14 protein-coding genes are annotated in these 17,231 nt (G+C 63.7%); 8 read left to right on the top strand and 6 right to left on the bottom strand.

The annotated features are described in order from the left end of the window. Nucleotides 1-216: 216 nt before the first annotated feature. On the bottom strand, nt 217-1,107 hold the full coding sequence (locus KXR72_RS09835) for a LysR family transcriptional regulator (protein ID WP_437420925.1): 891 nt from the start codon (nt 1,105-1,107) through the stop codon (nt 217-219). A 158-nt stretch (nt 1,108-1,265) separates the two neighbouring features. Here KXR72_RS09835 and KXR72_RS09830 point away from each other — a divergent pair, with 158 nt between their 5' ends. Next, entirely contained in the window at nt 1,266-1,562 is a 297-nt protein-coding gene (locus KXR72_RS09830; protein WP_437420924.1) for a hypothetical protein, read from the top strand. Here the strand turns inward: KXR72_RS09830 and cmoB are convergent. The 4 genes from cmoB to lon form a co-directional block, all read right to left on the bottom strand. Next, entirely contained in the window at nt 1,543-2,505 is a 963-nt protein-coding gene (gene cmoB / locus KXR72_RS09825) for a tRNA 5-methoxyuridine(34)/uridine 5-oxyacetic acid(34) synthase CmoB (RefSeq protein ID WP_437420923.1), read from the bottom strand. The genes KXR72_RS09830 and cmoB overlap by 20 nt on opposite strands. Beyond that, nucleotides 2,502-3,245 carry a carboxy-S-adenosyl-L-methionine synthase CmoA gene (gene cmoA, locus KXR72_RS09820; protein ID WP_437420922.1) on the bottom strand — a complete coding sequence of 248 codons (744 nt, stop codon included), beginning with the start codon at nt 3,243-3,245 and terminating at the stop codon, nt 2,502-2,504. The genes cmoB and cmoA overlap by 4 nt, the downstream gene beginning before the upstream one ends. A 77-nt stretch (nt 3,246-3,322) precedes the next feature. Continuing rightward, nucleotides 3,323-3,718 carry a protease inhibitor I42 family protein gene (locus tag KXR72_RS09815; protein ID WP_437420921.1) on the bottom strand — a complete coding sequence of 132 codons (396 nt, stop codon included), beginning with the start codon at nt 3,716-3,718 and terminating at the stop codon, nt 3,323-3,325. A 141-nt stretch (nt 3,719-3,859) separates the two neighbouring features. Next, nucleotides 3,860-6,241, bottom strand: coding sequence for an endopeptidase La (lon, locus tag KXR72_RS09810; RefSeq protein WP_437420920.1), 2,382 nt, complete (start codon nt 6,239-6,241; stop codon nt 3,860-3,862). Between the two features lie 140 nt (nt 6,242-6,381). Here lon and KXR72_RS09805 point away from each other — a divergent pair, with 140 nt between their 5' ends. The 3 genes from KXR72_RS09805 (at nt 6,382) to putP (ending at nt 12,243) form a co-directional block, all read left to right on the top strand. Then, complete coding sequence (locus KXR72_RS09805) at nt 6,382-7,137, top strand: helix-turn-helix domain-containing protein (RefSeq protein WP_437420919.1); 756 nt, start codon at nt 6,382-6,384, stop codon at nt 7,135-7,137. A gap of 254 nt (nt 7,138-7,391) precedes the next feature. Further along, nucleotides 7,392-10,553 carry a bifunctional proline dehydrogenase/L-glutamate gamma-semialdehyde dehydrogenase PutA gene (putA, locus tag KXR72_RS09800; RefSeq protein ID WP_437420918.1) on the top strand — a complete coding sequence of 1,054 codons (3,162 nt, stop codon included), beginning with the start codon at nt 7,392-7,394 and terminating at the stop codon, nt 10,551-10,553. A 205-nt stretch (nt 10,554-10,758) separates the two neighbouring features. Beyond that, nucleotides 10,759-12,243: a sodium/proline symporter PutP gene (gene putP, locus KXR72_RS09795; protein WP_437420917.1), complete on the top strand. Its 1,485-nt coding sequence runs from the start codon at nt 10,759-10,761 to the stop codon at nt 12,241-12,243. Between the two features lie 108 nt (nt 12,244-12,351). On the opposite strand, the gene KXR72_RS09790 is transcribed toward putP, so the two are convergent. Next, the gene (locus tag KXR72_RS09790) at nt 12,352-12,576 is read right to left on the bottom strand and encodes a DUF3203 family protein (protein WP_437420916.1); all 225 of its coding nucleotides are present in this window, start codon (nt 12,574-12,576) and stop codon (nt 12,352-12,354) included. A gap of 241 nt (nt 12,577-12,817) precedes the next feature. Between KXR72_RS09790 and KXR72_RS09785 the strand changes: the two genes are divergently transcribed. From KXR72_RS09785 to KXR72_RS09770, 4 genes are read left to right on the top strand one after another with little or no spacing between them, the layout of a single operon-like run. Then, nucleotides 12,818-13,492, top strand: a complete 675-nt coding sequence (locus tag KXR72_RS09785; RefSeq protein WP_437420915.1) for a methylamine utilization protein — start codon at nt 12,818-12,820, stop codon at nt 13,490-13,492. Beyond that, nucleotides 13,476-15,836 carry a putative bifunctional diguanylate cyclase/phosphodiesterase gene (locus tag KXR72_RS09780; RefSeq protein ID WP_437420914.1) on the top strand — a complete coding sequence of 787 codons (2,361 nt, stop codon included), beginning with the start codon at nt 13,476-13,478 and terminating at the stop codon, nt 15,834-15,836. The genes KXR72_RS09785 and KXR72_RS09780 overlap by 17 nt, the downstream gene beginning before the upstream one ends. Further along, nucleotides 15,836-16,690, top strand: coding sequence for a DUF3034 family protein (locus KXR72_RS09775; protein WP_437420913.1), 855 nt, complete (start codon nt 15,836-15,838; stop codon nt 16,688-16,690). Before KXR72_RS09780 ends, KXR72_RS09775 begins: the two co-directional genes overlap by 1 nt. Then, nucleotides 16,690-17,109: a group I truncated hemoglobin gene (locus KXR72_RS09770; RefSeq protein ID WP_437420912.1), complete on the top strand. Its 420-nt coding sequence runs from the start codon at nt 16,690-16,692 to the stop codon at nt 17,107-17,109. The genes KXR72_RS09775 and KXR72_RS09770 overlap by 1 nt, the downstream gene beginning before the upstream one ends. Nucleotides 17,110-17,231 lie beyond the last annotated feature (122 nt).

Here is a 17,231-nt window from a genome sequence, read left to right as displayed (position 1 = left end):
CACCGCGTCAGTGGGTGAAGAGGTTCAGCGGAACCGTCAGTACCAGACTCAGGATGAGTGTCGAGGTCATTGAGTCGAGCGCTCACCCGCGCTCGGACTCGATCCGGATGTCTCGGGGAGCCTGCCAAATTAGGCAAGCAGCCCCGGCGCGCAATGCTGGATGGCGCCGATGGTCAAGGTCACGCCACCGCCAATTCCCTAGTTGAATGGTGCTATTCAGTGATGCGTGGCGAAGGCCGCTACCACATGGCGCGCCAGCACTTCGGCCGGCTCACTGGGTTGCGCGGTGCAGAGCAGCTTGATCTGGTACTGGCCGAGCGGTGGCAGCAGCTCGGTTTCTTCCAAGCGTTTCAACGGGGTGCGGACCAGGCTGAGCGGATAGGGCGCGACGGCCAGGTCTGCAATCATCGCCGCTTCCTGTCCGGCGCATTGCTCGCTTGAGTAGGCAATTCGATACGCACGTCCGGCCCGGTCGAGCGCGTCGAGGGCTTGGCGGCGCCAGGCGCACTCCGGGCTGGCCAGTGCCAGCGGCAGCGGCGTGCGCTCGGCGGCGACACCTCCGGCGCGGCCGGCCCAGACCAGCGGTTCGCTGAAGATCACGTCGCCGCGAGAGTCGTCTTGTCCGAGATTGCCGACGCTGACCAAAGCCACGTCCAGCTCGCCTGCGTCGATGCGCTCGATCATATCCACGCTCCGGCCGACCGACACGTTCACTTCAATACCCGGGTGGGTGCGTGCGAACAACGACAGCAAGCCAGGCAGGACATGGGTCCCGATGTCCGCCGGAGTTCCGAAACGAACCTGGCCGCACACGCTGGGTTGGACGAATGCGCTGACCGTTTCTTCGTTGAGCTTGAGCAGGCGGCGCGCATAGCTGAGCAGGCGCTCTCCATCAGGCGTCAGGCTGACTCGCCGGGCTTCGCGGCTGAACAGGGCGCAACCCAGCGTGGTTTCGAGGCGTTTGATCTGCATGCTGACCGCCGAGGTAGTGCGGTATACCTGACCGGCAGTCCGGGTGAAGCTGCCGTTCTCTGCGATGCAGACGAAGGTACGCAACACGTCGATTTCCAGCATGGGCATCGCGGCGTGCGGCAGTGGTTCTGGCATTCCCGGCATAGTGCTTACTCTTCAATTTCACTGAACTGACGTTTCTATTCTAGTCGTTTGTCTGAAACGTCAAGTGCGCCCAATCTGAAGGTGCCGATGCTTTTTCGGCACCAACGGGTGCGACAGGCACCCCCTGCGAGCAGGAGGATGCAATGAAGATGGGTATGAGACTGTATGCACGATCCGCCAAGGTTGGAATAGCGCAGCGTTGCGAGCCGCCACAGCCGGATGTCTACCTGCCAGCGATGTGGCCCGTAGAGCTCCAGCAACGGGTGATCGACTGGCTCAGGGCCTGGCATAAGCGCCGTCTGTATCGGCGCCTGCTCAGGCTGGACGATCGGCAGTTGCGTATGCGCGACCTGAGCCGGCCGCTGTTGCAGGAAAAGGCGCGTATGCCGTTGCGTCAACTCATCGCCGAGCGGCAAGCGGTCGACGTCAGGGCTTGCGGCCGATGAGTACCGCGCGGGTCGGGGCAGGCAGGCCCTCGACCGTCTTGCTGCGGTCGTGTGGGTCGAGGAAGTCGGGGAGCGACTGGTAGCGCATCCAGTCGGTGCTGCGTTGCTCCTCGACGCTGGTGACGCTGACGTCCACGCAACGAACATCAACGAAACCGGCGCGGCGCAGCCAGCACTCCAGCGCTGGCACCGACGGCAGGAACCAGACGTTGCGCATTTGCGCGTAACGGTCTTCGGGTACCAGCGCGGTCTGTTCGTTGCCTTCGACGACAAGCGTCTCGAGCACCAGCTCGCCGCCACGCAGCAGGCAGTCCTTGAGTTCAAGCAAGTGGTCGATGGGGGAGCGCCGGTGGTAGAGCACACCCATGGAAAACACCGTGTCGAAGCCTTCGAGACGAGCGGGCAGGTCTTCCAGGGCCAGCGGCAGGTGCCAGGCCGGCAGTTCGTCGAGGTAGCGCTTCATCGCGTGGAATTGGCAGAAGAACAGCCAGTTGGGGTCGATGCCAACCACCGAATCCGCGCCGGCGCCGAGCATGCGCCACATGTAGTAGCCATTGCCGCAGCCGACGTCGAGCACGCGCTTACCAGCGAGATCGAGGTGGGGTACGACGCGACCCCATTTCCAGTCCGAACGCCATTCCGTGTCGACATGCACGCCAAAGACTTCGAATGGCCCCTTGCGCCAAGGCGACAGGCCGAACAGCGCATCATGAATCGCAGTGCGAGTCTCGTCGCTGCAGTCGCCGCCCAGGCGGAATGCGTCACGCAACTCGACGTGGGCGGGCGTGAGGGCGGGCAAGGCGTCGACGGCACGGCGCCAGCGGGGCAGGTCGCCGTGCCCGATCGCGAGCTTGGCGTCGAGTTGCCGCTGCAGGTCATTGGCCCAGGCGGCCAGCGGGGTTCCGGCCAGGCGCCAGGTCATGGGTGTCAGGTCGAGGTTCATGGCAGGGCGATCAGCGAGGCGAAATTCAGGCATTGGAACCAGGGCACGACCCTGGAGAATCCGGCGGCCAGCAGACGTTGGCGATGCGTCTCGAGGCTGTCGGGCTTCATCACGTTTTCGATGGCGCTGCGCTTCTGCGCGATTTCCAGCTCGCTGTAGCCATTGGCGCGCTTGAAGGCGATGTGCAGGTCGTTTAGCAAGTCATGCTCGACGTCGTCCTCGAAGCGCAGCTTTTCCGACAGGATCAACGCGCCGCCCGGCACCAGCGCTTGGCGGATCGAGGCGAGCAGGGCGGGGCGCTCAGCCGGCGGTATGAATTGCAGGGTGAAGTTCAGCGCGACCAGCGACGTCGGCTGAAATGCCAGCTCGAGCACGTCGGCCTCGATGACGTCGGCCGGCAGCAGCTCTTGAAACATCGAATCTTGGGCATGTAGGTATTCGCGGCAGCGCTCGACCATCGCGGCCGAGTTATCGACGGCCAGCACGCGACAGCCCTCAGCTTTCACATGCCGGCGCAATGCCTGCGTGACCGCCCCGAGCGAGCACCCGAGGTCGTAGAGTCGGGTGTCGGGCTGGGCAAACTGAGCGGCAAGCACGCCTATGTTTTCCACGATCGTTGGATAGCCCGGCACCGAGCGTTTGATCATGTCGGGAAATACGCGCACTACCGCCTCGTTGAAGACGAAATCCTGCGGTTGCGCGAGGGGATGTGCGAACAGGCGGTCGGGTTCGTGGCTCACGGCGGCGTCTGGGGCTGGAAAACAGGGGCGGCATTGTAGCGGAAAGCCGCCCCGATCGCCTTCTGGCGGACGGTCGGCTACTCGACTTCGATCCGGCAGTCGAAAAGGCCGGCTGGCTCGCCGTCGGCCTCCCACGGGCGCTGATAGGTCAGGTACAGGCGGCCTTGGCCCGGCTCGCCGGCCTGGTAACGCCAGGTCGACAGGCCGTCGCCGCCGATCATGCCTTTTTCTGGCGAGCTGAACACTTCCGGCCCGAGGCTCTTAACCTGCGCTTCGGATACCTCCTGGACATTCCAGCGATATCCGGTGGTTGGGTTGCTCGGTAGGCTGACGATCAGCGTCTGGCCGCGTTGCAGCTGCACCGGGCAGTCCGCATCGTCAGTCAGGGTGACACTGCCGGTGGGATGGCTGGCGCAGCCGGCAAGCGCAAGCAATGACGCAAGCGGCAATACGCGGGGCGAAAAGATGGGCATGGGCGAGGTGGCTCCAGACGGCGGGGAAACGGCTGAACCTTAAGGGGCTGGGTGCCTGCTCGTAAAGCCGTTGGCTTGATGGTCATCGGCTGAGTGGGCGGCTGCGGGCAGAGGCGACCTCCGCCCGCGCCCGCGCGCCGGTCAGAACAGCACCTTGACCACCTCGCTGAAGCGCTTGGCGAAGTGCATCGTCAGGCCTTCCTTGAGGTAATCCGGCAGCTCTTCGAAGTCCCCGCGATTCAGCTCAGGGATGATCAGCTCGAACAGCTTCAAACGCCGCGCGGCGATCACCTTTTCCCGCAGCCCGCCTATCGGCAGGACCAGGCCGGTCAAGGTCAGCTCTCCCGTCATCGCCACCCCTTTCTTAGGCGCCTGATTGCGCGCGAGCGACAGCAGGGCACTGGCCATGCTGATACCGGCACTCGGCCCATCCTTCGGCGTAGCGCCTTCCGGCACATGCATATGCACGAAGGCCTGGTCGAAGAACTCCGGGTCGCCCTTGAATTCTTTGAGGTGCGAGTTGATGTAGCTGAAGGCGATCTCCGCCGATTCCTTCATCACGTCGCCGAGCTTGCCGGTGAGCTTGAAACCGCGGTTGAGCGTATGGATGCGCGTCGCCTCGATCGGCAGCGTGGCGCCGCCCATGCTGTTCCAGGCGAGCCCGGTCACCACGCCCACGCCGGTAAGCAGTTGCTCGGGGTGCCAGAACGGCATGCCCAGGTAGCTCTCGATGTCCTTAGGGCCGATCTTGATGTTCGCCTCGGGTTCGTCGAGCAGCTTGACCACCGCTTTGCGCACCACTTTGCCGAGCTGCTTGTCCAGCTGTCGCACCCCGGCCTCGCGCGCATAGCCTTCGATCAGGCTGCGCAGGGCGCTGTCGCTGATCGACAACCGTTTCTTCGGTACACCGGCCCGCTCAAGCTGGCGCGGCCAGAGGTGGCGCTTGGCGATCGCCAGCTTCTCCTCGGTGATGTAGCCGGACAGCCGGATGATCTCCATGCGGTCGAGGAGCGGGCCGGGAATCGAGTACAGGCTGTTGGCCGTACAGACGAACAGCACCTTGGACAGGTCTAGGCGCAGGTCAAGGTAATGGTCGAGAAAGCCAACGTTCTGCTCGGGATCTAGCGTCTCGAGCAGCGCCGAGGCCGGGTCGCCCTGGTGGCTGCTGCCGAGCTTGTCGACTTCGTCGAGCATGATGACGGGGTTCATCACCTCGGCTTCCTTGAGCGCCTGCACCAGCTTGCCCGGCAAGGCGCCAATGTAGGTCCGGCGATGGCCCTTGATCTCCGCCTCGTCGCGCATGCCGCCGACGCTGAATCGATAGAAGGTACGGCCGAGCGATTCGGCGATCGACTTCCCGATGCTCGTTTTGCCGACGCCGGGCGGGCCGACGAGCAGCACGATGGAGCCGGCAATTTCGCCGCGGAAGGCCCCAACGGCCAGAAACTCGAGGATCCGGTCCTTGATGTCGTCGAGGCCTGCGTGATGAGCGTTCAGCACTTTGCGGGCATGGTTCAGGTCGAGCTTGTCCTCGCTGTACAAGCCCCAGGGCATGGAGGTCGCCCAATCGAGGTAATTGCGGGTGACGGCATACTCCGGCGATCCGGTTTCCAGCACCGAGAGCTTCTGCAGCTCGTCGTCGATCCTTTTTTGCGCGGCCGGCGGCACGACTTTGCCTTCCAGACGCGAGCGGAACTCATCGGCGTCCGCGCTGCGGTCGTCCTTGGTGATGCCGAGCTCCTGCTGGATGATCTTCAACTGTTCCTTGAGGAAGAACTCGCGCTGGCGCTCGCCGATCTTGCGGTTCACTTCACCGGTCAGCTCCTTCTGCAGCTTGGCGACCTCGACTTCCTTGCGCAGCAGCGGTAGGACTTTTTCCATGCGCTTGAGCACCGGTACGGTGTCGAGCACTTCCTGCAGTTCGGCACCCGGTGCGGTGGTCAGCGCGGCCGCAAAATCGGTCAGTGGTGACGGTGCATTCGGGCTGAAGCGGTTGAGGTAGTTCTTCAGCTCCTCGCTGTACAGCGGGTTGAGCGGCAGCAGCTCCTTGATCGCGTTGATCAGCGCCATGCCGTAAGCCTTCACCTCGTCACGCGGGTCTTCATCGCTTTGCGGATAATCAACTTCGACCAGATAAGGGGGCTTGCGGCGCAACCAGCCGCGGATTCGCACCCGGGCCATGCCTTGAGCGACAAACTGCAGCTTGCCGCCTTCTTTCGACGCGTGGTGCACGCGCACCATGGTGCCGTGTTCGGGCAGTGCGTCCGGGTCGAAACTGGCGGCATCCGCAGCGGGGGTGTCCATATAGAAGAGGGCGAGGCGCTGATACGGCGTCTTGCTGACCAGCTCCAGCGTTTCCGCCCAGGGCTCGTCATTGACGATTACCGGCAACACCTGTGCCGGGAAGAACGGCCGGTTGTGCACGGGGATGATGTACAGCTTGTCGGGTAGGTTCTGATCCGGCAGAACCAGGCCCGTGGACGATTCGTCTTGCTCGAGTTCTTGATGGATGTCGTCGTTCATGCGGCACCTGTGGCGAGTACGTTCTCTTTAGATGGGTATCGGCCGAATGATTTCAATACGAATCGCAGCCGGCCTCTGGTCGCCGCTGTAAAAAATGCCGGGCCTTCGGTAGAGTGCCTGGACACCTCAGGTATCCCGCCATGCTCAACGCCCGTCTGCTTCGCCTCGATGATCAGGCCCACGAACACGCGCACGACTATCACCAGTTGGTGCTGTCGCTGGCCGGCAGCGCGGAGTTCGAGGTGGACGGAGCGGGTGGGGAGGTCTGCCGCATGCGCGCCTGCCTGGTGCCCGGCCATGCCGAGCACGAATTCGCCGGCAAGGGCGACAACCGCATGCTGATCATCGACCTCGATGATCAGGACATGAGCGAAGACGATCCGCGCTTGCTCGCGCAACTCTTCGAAATCCCGCGCTACCCGGCGCTGGATGCTGATTTCCAGAACCTGCTCAACTATGCCGGTGCCGAGCTGGCGCGCTACGGCAGTGATCCATTGTTGGCGCGCGCGTTGGGCGGCGTGCTTTTGCGCGCACTTCACCTTCGCGTGTTCGGGGATACGACTCACCGCCCGGTCGGCTCGCTCGATATTGCCCGGCTCGATGCGCACATCGAGACCAATCTGGCGCGGCGCATCACCGTGGCGGAGTTGGCGCAAGTGGCTTGCCTGAGTCCCAGTCACTTTCACGCACAGTTCAAGGACTGCGTCGGCCTGACCCCTCACCAATACCTGCTCAAAAGCCGCCTCGATCGCGCCACCCGTCTGCTGCGTGAAAGCCCTCTGCCGCTAGTGCGGATTGCCGAGGAGTGCGGCTTCTCCAGCCAAAGTGCCCTCACTACGGCAACGCGTCGCTACCTCGGGCTGACGCCCAAGCGGTTGCGCACGCGCGACAGCTGAAGATCCGTCATTTCGCACCGAAACGGTGCGTGTGTGGCCTAAAGCCAGTAATCCAGCACCGCTATAGTGAAAGTGGGTGACGGGTAAATGACGGCGCTCAAAAACCCATAGGTTTCTGCAAAAGTTCCGTAGCTTTGCGAAACAACGCCCGTGGCCGCCGCCGTAGATTCGCCTACCCGTTCGGCGAGCGCTGCCAATTTCAAGCCGCAGCGCGCCGAGCCAGTACAACAACACTCCACTAGAGGAGCGGCGCGATGTTCAAAGCCGGTAAAGTCTTGCAGGGCGATTTCGCCAACCTGAAAGCCGCCGAATTTTTCCCCGCCATCAGCGCAAATTATTGCGTAGACGAGGCGGACTACCTCACCGAGCTGCTGCAATTGGCTGACCCTGGCGAGGCAGGCATCGAAGCCATCCGCCAGGAAGCGCGTAGCCTCATCCAGGCCGTGCGTGGGCGTGATAACGCCGTGGACACCCTTGACGCTCTGTTACGCCAGTACAGCCTGGATACCCAGGAAGGCCTGATGCTCATGTGTCTGGCCGAAGCGCTGTTGCGCGTGCCGGACGCCGCCACCGCCGACGCGCTGATCCGCGACAAACTGAACGCGGCCGAATGGGAGCGACATCTCGGTCAGAGCGACAACGTGCTGGTCAACTTCGCCGCCTGGGGTCTGGTCATGACCGGCCGCGTGGTGGACCCGGAAAGCTCCGACGGTCGTCCGAAGAACGTCATCGGCCGCCTCATCAAACGCTCTGGTGAGCCTGTGATTCGCGCTGCGATGAACCAGGCAATGAAGCTGATGGGCAAGCAGTTCGTCCTCGGTCGCACCATCTCCGAAGCCCTGAAGAACGGCCGTCCGGAGCGCGAGAAGGGGTACACCTATTCGTTCGACATGCTCGGTGAAGCTGCGCTGACCGCCGAGGACGCCCGCAAGTACATGGCCGACTACCGTCAGGCTGTCGAAACAGTCGGTGCAGAACCGCAGGTCGGCCCTGGCCCGCGCCCGTCCGTGTCGATCAAGCTGTCTGCATTGCACCCGCGTTATGAAGTGGCCCAACGCGAGCGAGTGCTTACCGAACTGTTCGCCAATGTGCGCGAGCTGGCCATCCTGGCGCGCAAACTGGATGTCGGTATCACGATCGACGCCGAGGAGGCGGACCGCCTCGAACTGTCGCTCGAACTCTACGAAAAGCTCATGCGTGACCCCGCCATTGCCGGCTGGGGCGAGTTCGGCCTGGTGATCCAGGCGTATTCCAAGCGCTGCCTGCCGGTGTTGGTATGGCTGACCTTGCTGGGTAAAGAGCTTGGTGCGCGCATCCCGTTGCGTCTGGTCAAAGGTGCCTACTGGGACAGCGAGATCAAGCAGTGTCAGGTTCAGGGCCTGCCGGGCTACCCGGTTTATACCCGCAAGGAAGGTACCGACACCTCGTACCTCGCCTGCGCACGTTACCTGCTCTCCGAGCAGACCCGCGGCGTGATCTACCCGCAATTTGCCAGCCACAACGCCCATACCGTCAGCTGCATCCTGGCCATGGCCAGCGAGCTGCAAACCCCGCGCGACTTCGAGTTCCAGCGCCTGCACGGCATGGGCGACGCCCTGTACGACACCGTGATCGAGAAGTACCGCAAGAACGTGCGCATCTACGCACCCGTCGGTGCTCACAAGGATCTGTTGCCCTATCTGGTGCGCCGCCTGCTGGAGAACGGTGCCAACTCGTCGTTCGTGCACCAGCTGGTCGACCCGCGTGTGCCGGTTGAGACATTGATCGATCACCCGGTCAGCCAGCTCCGCCAGTTCAAGACTTTCGGCAACCAACGCATCCCGCTCCCGCCGGCGCTGTACGGCAACCGGACCAATTCTCGAGGCATCAACATGAATATCCAGACCCAGTGGAACGAGCTGTCCAGCGCCTACCAGACCTTCCTCGATCGCCAGTGGCAAGCCGCACCCGTCATCGGCGGGCAGAAGCTGACCGGCACCCCGAACAAGGTCCATTGCCCGTACCAGCTCAGCCAAGAAGTGGGCACCGCACAGTTCGCCAGCGCCGAGCAGGCCAAGCAGGCCATCGACGGTCTGGCTGCCTACTGGCCCCGCTGGAACGCAACGCCGGTCGAACAGCGTGCGCAGATCCTCGAGCGCCTGGGTGACCTGCTGGAAGCCAATCGCGCCGAACTGATGGCCCTGTGCACCCTAGAAGCGGGCAAAACCCTGCAGGACGGCATCGACGAAGTGCGCGAAGCGGTCGACTTCTGCCGCTACTACGCGTTGCAGGCCCGTCTGAAACTCGGCCGCGAAGAGCTCAAGGGCCCGACCGGCGAGCGCAACGAGCTGTTCCATGAAGGCCGTGGTGTCTTCGTTTGCGTCAGCCCTTGGAATTTCCCGCTGGCCATTTACCTGGGCCAGATCACCGCGGCGCTGGTCGCCGGCAATACCGTGTTGGCCAAACCGGCCGAGCAGACCAGCCTTATCGCAGCCCGCGCCCTTGAGCTGATGTTTGAAGCTGGCCTGCCGAAAGACGCCATTGCCCTGTTGCCGGGTGACGGCGCCACGCTGGGTGGCGTGTTCTGCCGTGACCCGCGCGTGGTCGGCGTCTGCTTCACCGGTTCGACTGACACGGCGCGCATCATCAATCGCCAGCTGGCCGAGAAGGAGGGCGCCATCGCTACTCTGATCGCCGAAACGGGCGGCCAGAACGCCATGATCGTCGACTCCACCGCGCTGCCTGAGCAGGTGGTCAAGGACGCGGTCGGGTCTGCCTTTACCAGCGCTGGCCAGCGTTGCTCAGCCTTGCGCGTGCTCTACGTTCAACGCGACATCGCGGACCGCGTGATCGAGCTGCTCAAGGGCGCCATGGCCGAGCTGAAGGTCGGCCCGACGCACCTGCGCGAAAACGACCTGGGCCCTGTGATCGACGCTGAAGCCCGCGAAGGCCTGCTGGCGCATATCCAGCAGCTCAAGGCCGAAGGCAAGCTGATCGCCGAAGCCCAGCTCCCGGGCAGCCTCAACGGTCACTTCGTGGCGCCGGTGGCGTTCGAGATCGGCAGCATCCTGGAACTGAAGAAAGAGCAGTTCGGCCCGGTGTTGCATGTCGTGCGTTTCGATGCTGCCGACCTGGAAAAAGTGGTTGGTGACATCAATGCCACTGGCTATGGCCTGACGCTTGGCGTTCACAGCCGTAACGAGGAAACCGCCGCGCGCATCGAAGCCCTGGCGCGGGTTGGCAATCTGTACATCAACCGCAACCAGGTCGGCGCGGTCGTCGGCGTGCAGCCCTTCGGTGGCTGCGGCCTGTCCGGCACGGGCCCGAAAGCAGGTGGCCCAAGCTATCTGCTGCGCTTCGCCAACGAGCGCACCACCTCGACCAACACCACCGCCGTTGGCGGTAATGCCTCGCTGCTGTCGCTGGTCGACGATTGATCGTCACTTAGCAGGAAACGGCTGGCGGCTCGGTTCAGAGACCGCCAGCTCACTACAACAATCAGAACAGTCGGCGGATCGCTCTTCCGCCACTGATGGGTCCGGTTGGGCCCGTCCCGGTGATGGCGCGATCCGCCATCGCCCTCTGCCAGGTGGGATCGGGAATACCCTCGCGCCCATCAACAACAACTAATGAGGGAACAACATGAGCATCAGTACTCCCACTTTGATCACCTTCCTGGTCTACATCGGCGCGATGCTGTTGATCGGCTTCGTCGCTTACCGGGCCACCAAGAACTTTGACGATTACATCCTCGGTGGCCGGAGCCTCGGCAGCTTCGTGACGGCGCTGTCCGCTGGTGCTTCGGACATGAGCGGTTGGTTGCTGATGGGCTTGCCTGGCGCGATCTTCGTCGCCGGTTTGTCGGAAAGCTGGATCGCCATTGGCCTTATCGCAGGCGCCTGGCTGAATTGGTTGTTCGTTGCCGGTCGGCTGCGCGTCCATACCGAGCGCAACCAGAATGCACTGACCCTGCCTGACTATTTCTCGCACCGTTTCGAGGATGACAGCCGCATGCTGCGCATCTTCTCGGCGCTCGTGGTGCTGGTGTTCTTCACGATCTACTGCGCATCTGGCGTAGTGGCCGGCGCCCGCCTGTTCGAGAGCAGCTTCGGCGTGCCGTATGACCTGGCCCTGTGGATCGGTGCCGCAGCGACCATCCTGTACGTGTTCATCGGCGGCTTCCTGGCGGTCAGCTGGACCGACACCGTGCAGGCCACACTGATGATCTTCGCGCTGCTGATCACCCCGGTGTTCGTCATCCTCGCGCTGGGCGACATGGGTGCCGCGATGGATACCATCGCGACCCAGAATCCGGCGGCTTTCGACATGTTCGACGGCCTGTCCTTCGTCGCGATCATTTCGCTGCTGGCATGGGGCCTGGGCTACTTCGGCCAACCGCACATCCTGGTGCGCTTCATGGCCGCCGACTCGGTCAAGACCATCCCCAACGCGCGCCGCATCGGCATGGCGTGGATGATCTTGACCCTTGCTGGCGCCGTGGCAGTGGGCTTCTTTGGTATCGCCTATTTCGCGGGCCATCCTGACCAAGCCGGCCCGGTAACCGAGAACGGCGAGCGCGTGTTCATGGAGTTGGTGAAGATCCTGTTCAACCCCTGGGTGGCCGGTGTGATCCTCTCCGGCGTGCTGGCTGCCGTCATGAGTACGCTCAGTGCTCAGCTGTTGGTCAGCTCCAGCGCCCTGACCCAGGACTTCTACAAGGCTATGCTGCGCAAGAACGCCTCGCAGACCGAGCTGGTCTGGGTCGGCCGTGCGATGGTGCTGCTGATCGCCTTCATCGCCCTGGGTATTGCCTCCAACCCGGACAGCAAGGTGCTGGGCCTGGTGTCCTACGCCTGGGCCGGCTTCGGTGCTGCCTTTGGCCCCGTCGTGTTGATCTCCCTGCTGTGGAAGAACATGTCCCGCAACGGCGCGCTGGCTGGCATGATCGTCGGTGCTGTCACCGTGGTGGTCTGGAAGCAGTTCATTGGTCTCGGCCTGTACGAAATCATCCCGGGCTTTATCCTTGCGAGCATCGCCATCGTTGTCTTCAGTAAAGTCGGCCGTGGCGCTTCGCCGAGCATGGTCAAGCGTTTCGAAGACGCCGAGCAGGAATACCAAGGGCGCTGATTCACGCACGCCCAGATGACGAAACCCCGCTGTCGGTCAGCCCGGCAGCGGGGTTTCGTTTATCTGGGCAAGGTCGACCTCCGGTCGGCGTCGCCTCATGTGGCAGCCTCAATCGTCGACAACTAGGTTCTCGCGATCGTCTTTCGCACCGGCGGCGATCAGGTGTTCGGCCTGGTCTTCGGTGAGGTGGGTGCTGGCGCCATCGACGTGTGCGACCGACATGCGCGCGGCCGGATCGGTGCTGATGCGTACGTCCATGATGGCGCTGCGGTAGGTGGTGCCGTCGATGGTGGTGGAACAGGTGCCCGTGGCGGTATCGATGTCGAGGGTCATGGCAGCCTCCTGGGTGTCGCAGTCGAAGGAGCCGCGCGAAGGATGCGCGGCCATTGCTCTTCAGACCCTTGGCGAGAGGATCCGTTTTGCCGAGGCGGCCGGCCGGTGCAGCGGAGGATCGGCGCAGTGAGGTGAAAAAAAGGCTGATCAGGTAGTGGCAATGGGCTAGCCTGACAGCTAAATGGTTGCCAGGGATGGTTGCAGTCCAACGCATGACGCCACGAAGGCGGGGTCGATCCCTATGTTCAAACACAGTGCAACCCTCGTCCTGACGGGCCTGCTGGGTGCGCTCGCCGCAGCCGCACAGGCTCAGCCGCTACAGGTGCGCATCCTCGATACCGAGGGCAAACCGGTGGTCGGCGCCGTGCTCAGCCTTCGCGGCGCAGCACTGGCAGCAGGCCAGGGCGGGCAGGCCGATATGGACCAGATCGGCAAGCAATTCGTCCCGGCGGTGCTGCCGGTGCGGGTAGGAACCGCAGTGCGCTTTCCCAATCGTGACGACATCCGTCACCAGGTCTATTCCTTTTCCCCGGCCAAGCGGTTCGAGCTGCGCCTCTATGAAGGAACGCCCAGCGCACCGGTGGCCTTCGATGCGCCTGGTCTGGTCGTGCTTGGCTGCAACATCCACGACTGGATGCTGGGGTACATCTACGTCACCGAAGATGAGCTGTTTGCCGTCAGCGATGCAGAGGGCAGGGTGACGCTGGACGTACCGGCCGGTCAGTACCCGGCCACGCTCTGGCATCCTGCCTTAGCCGATATGCAACCGCAGGCCGCGGGCCAGTTGGGGGCCGGCGACGAAACCGTCGACCTGCGCCTGTCGGTGGCCGTGACGGCACCGTTACAACCCGCTCCGCCAGCGCCAAGCGCGTTTGCCGATGCGTTCAGGAATGCCACCCGTGACGCGCGGCCTTAGTTTCCATGCGCGCCTGACCGGCGTGCTCGCGGCCTTCGTGCTGATCGTTATCGGCGCGCTGTACTTCTCCGTGCGGCTGGTCACCGAGTCGGCTGTTAGCCGACAGGCCACCGATCGGCTCGAATCGGGCCTGCGTGTGTTCGAGCAGCTACTGGACATGCGTGGCCGCCAGTTGCGCGACGGGGTCCAAGTGCTGGCCGCGGATTTCGGCTTCAAGGAAGCAGTCGCCAGCGGTGACACCCCTACGCTGCAATCGGTAATGACCAACCAGGCGGCGCGGATCAATGCCAGCGAAGCCATGCTGCTGGGGCTCGACGGCCGTGTGTTGGCCTCCAGCCTGGCAGACGCGATTCCCGGCGAAGCCTTCCGTTATGCCGATGACCTTCGCCAGGCCCGCGAGAGCGGCCGCACGCTCGTGGTCCTCGCCTTGGGTGGCCAGGCTCACCTGCTGGTCGAGGCGGAGGTGCGCGCTCCGCTGCCGATCGCCCGCGTCGTCATGGGTTTCGTCATGGACCGCTCGCTGGCGGAGGAACTCAAAGAGCTGACCGGGCTGGACGTATCCTTTCTGGCCATGGGCAGCGATACCCGTGGCGAGCTGACCAGCACACTCGTGCCCGAGAAACACGAAGATCTGATCGTCGGCTGGAGCCGGCACGTACACGCCGACGGCTTTCAGCCGCTGATGCTTGGCAACGAGCGCTACCTCAACGAGGACGTCGTGCTTTCCCAGGGCACCGATCACGGTGTCATCGCCGTCGTCCACAGTTCACTGGATGATGCGCTGGACGGCTTCCATGAACTCGATTCGCGCATCCTGCTGATTGCGGTCGTTGGCCTGATCGCCTCGTTGGTCGGCGCGCTGCTGCTGGCGCGCAGCCTGGCCGAGCCGGTCAATGCGCTGGCCCGCGCGGCCGATCGGGTCGGGCGTGGTGACTACCAGACGCCGATCGAACTGGATCGCGACGACGAGCTGGGCAGCCTTGCCAAGGCGCTCAATCAGATGCAGCGGGGCATCGCCGAACGCGAGCAACTGATCGCGCACAACATGCTGCATGACGATGTGACCGGGCTACCTAACCGCTCGCTGGTCTCGGAGTTGCTGTCCAACGCACTGGAAGCCGGGCGCGCAACTGCGGTGCTGCACATCGGCATCGGCAACCTCGACGGCCTGCAGGACAGCGCCGGCTCCGAGGGCCTCGACCAGGCCCTGCGGCAGATTGCGCAGCGGCTGCAAGCCAGCCTGCAGCCGGGTGATCACCTGGCACGGCTGTTGTTCGATGAGTTCCTGATGATCGTCAGTGATACCTCGGTCGAACAGGCGTTCAGTGTCGCTGTTGCGGTGCAACAAGTGCTGGTGCAGCCAATGCGCATTGCCGAGTTGGAGGTGCGCCTCGACGCACACATTGGTGTCGCCGCCTACCCGAACGACGCCGCAAGCGTTGACGAGCTTTTGCGCCGCGCGCGCATCGCCATGCAGGACGCCACCCTCATTCCTGATGGTCTGCAGCTCTACCAACAGGGCAGCGACGTTGCACACCAGCGACAGATCACGCTCATTCGCGACCTGCGCCATGCCCCGCAAACCGGCGGGCTGAGTCTGATGTTCCAACCCAAGGTCGACTTGCAGACCGGGCGCGTCTACCAGGCCGAGGCATTGCTGCGATGGCATCACCCGCAGCATGGGCCGATCTCGCCGGGCGAGTTCATTCCGCTGGCCGAGCGTACCGGCAGCATCCAATTGCTGACCGCCTGGGTGATCGAAGCGGCGATTCGTCAATTGCATCACTGGAACGGGCGAGGCTTCCGGATGGAGGTTTCGCTGAATATCTCTGCTGAAGATCTTGTGTCGCTAACGCTCGAAGAGCATGTCGCCGAGTTGCTGGGCCGTTATGCGATCAAGGGCGAGCAGCTGGTCTTCGAGATCACCGAAAGCGCCGTCATGCGCGAGCCGGAGCGGGCATTGGCGATGCTGCATCGTTTGCGCGGGCTCGGTATCCGTCTCTCGGTGGACGACTTCGGCACCGGCTACTCCTCGCTGGCCCAGCTTCGCCGGATGCCGGTACAGGAGTTGAAGATCGACCAGTCCTTCATCCGCGAGCTGGGCGAGACCCGCGGTGACGCGGTGATCGTGCGCTCGACGATCGACATGAGCCATGCGCTCGGGCTGAAGGTCGTGGCCGAAGGCGTCGAACACGACGAAACCCGCGATCTGCTTCAGGCCTGGGGCTGCGACACCTTACAAGGCTATCTCTATAGCCGCCCACTTCCGGCTGAAGCCTTCGAAGCCTGGGTCGCCCAGCAACCGTCTCACATGGCTTCGGCTCGCATGAAGGTGCATTCGTGATGTTCGTTCGGCATCTGTTCATCCTGGCCTGTTGCCTTCCGCTGTTGGCCAATGCGGGCCAGGGCCGCCTGCTGGCGACAGGCGGCGCCACCAGCCTCGAAGGCGCGGCCGGTGGCGGCATCACCCCCTGGGCGGTGCTGGCCGGTTATGGCGAGCGGGGTGAGTGGGGCGGTGACGTCTTCGCGACGCGCGTCGAGACTGGCGACTACCGGCTTGAAGTGGCCGGTGCCGCCGTGGCCTACGGCAATCGGCTGGAGCTTTCCTTCGCCCGCCAGCGCTTCGATCTCGGTACGCTGGCGCGAGACCTGTCCCTGCCCGAAAACAGCCTCAGCCAGGACATTTTCGGCGCCAAGTGGCGGCTGTTCGGCGATCTGGTCTACGACCGCCTGCCGCAGGTGTCGCTGGGCGTGCAGTACAAGCGGCAGAAGGATTTCCTGATTCCCTCGCTGATCGGCGCGCAGCGTGACGAGGATGCCGAGGCTTATCTGACCGCGAGCCGCCTCGTCCTCGGCGGCGCCTTCGGCTACAACCTGTTGCTCAACGGTGGCGTGCGCTACAGCCGGGCCAACGAACTCGGCCTGCTCGGCTTCGGCGGCGATCGGCGCGACAGCCGCAGTCTCTTGAAAGAAGGTTCGGTGGCGGTGCTGTTCAATCCTCGCTGGGCCGTTGGCGTCGAGTACCGCGAGAAACCCGACAACCTTTCGTTCGCCGGGGAAAGCGATTGGGCTGACCTTTTCGTCGGCTACTTCCCAAGCAAGCGTCTGGCCCTCGTGCTCGCCTATGCCCGGCTCGGCGAGATCGCCACGCTACGCAATCAGGACGGCGTCTATCTGTCCGTGCAGGGGAGTTTCTGATGCCGCGGCTGATCCTGCTGGTCTGCCTGTTGCTCGCGGCTTGCGCCCAGCAGCCGGCACGCGACGACATCCTGTATCGCCAACTGGGTGGCGCGCCGGGCATCACCCGCATCGTCGAAGGCATGTTGCTGCGCGTCGCCGCGGACCGGCGGATCGTCGAGCATTTCCAGCGTGTCGACATCCAGCGGGTGCGCGACAAGCTGATCGAGAAACTGTGCGCCGAAGCGGGTGGGCCCTGCGTCTACACCGGTGACAGCATGGAGGAAAGCCACAAGGGCCTGGCCCTGACCCCGGCGGATTTCAACGCCTTGGTGGAAAACCTGCAGGCCGCCATGACCGCCGAAGCAGTGCCGATCCCGGTGCAGAATCGCCTGCTGGCGCGCCTCGCGCCCATGCGCGGTCAGGTGATCGACCGATAACCGGAGGCGGGCGCCTCCTCGTACGACCTGGCGTCCAGGACATCGGAAACCTCCCGGTCACGAGCGGTTTTGCAATCGAAACGCTATCCTTGCGCGCTGACTCGGCCATCCGTTGCCGACGC

This window comes from Stutzerimonas chloritidismutans (assembly GCF_051486945.1).
Classification (GTDB): Bacteria; Pseudomonadota; Gammaproteobacteria; order Pseudomonadales; family Pseudomonadaceae; genus Stutzerimonas; species Stutzerimonas chloritidismutans_B.
The sequence above is the reverse complement of the archived record's forward strand: the minus strand, read 5'-3'. Positions and strand labels throughout refer to the sequence as shown.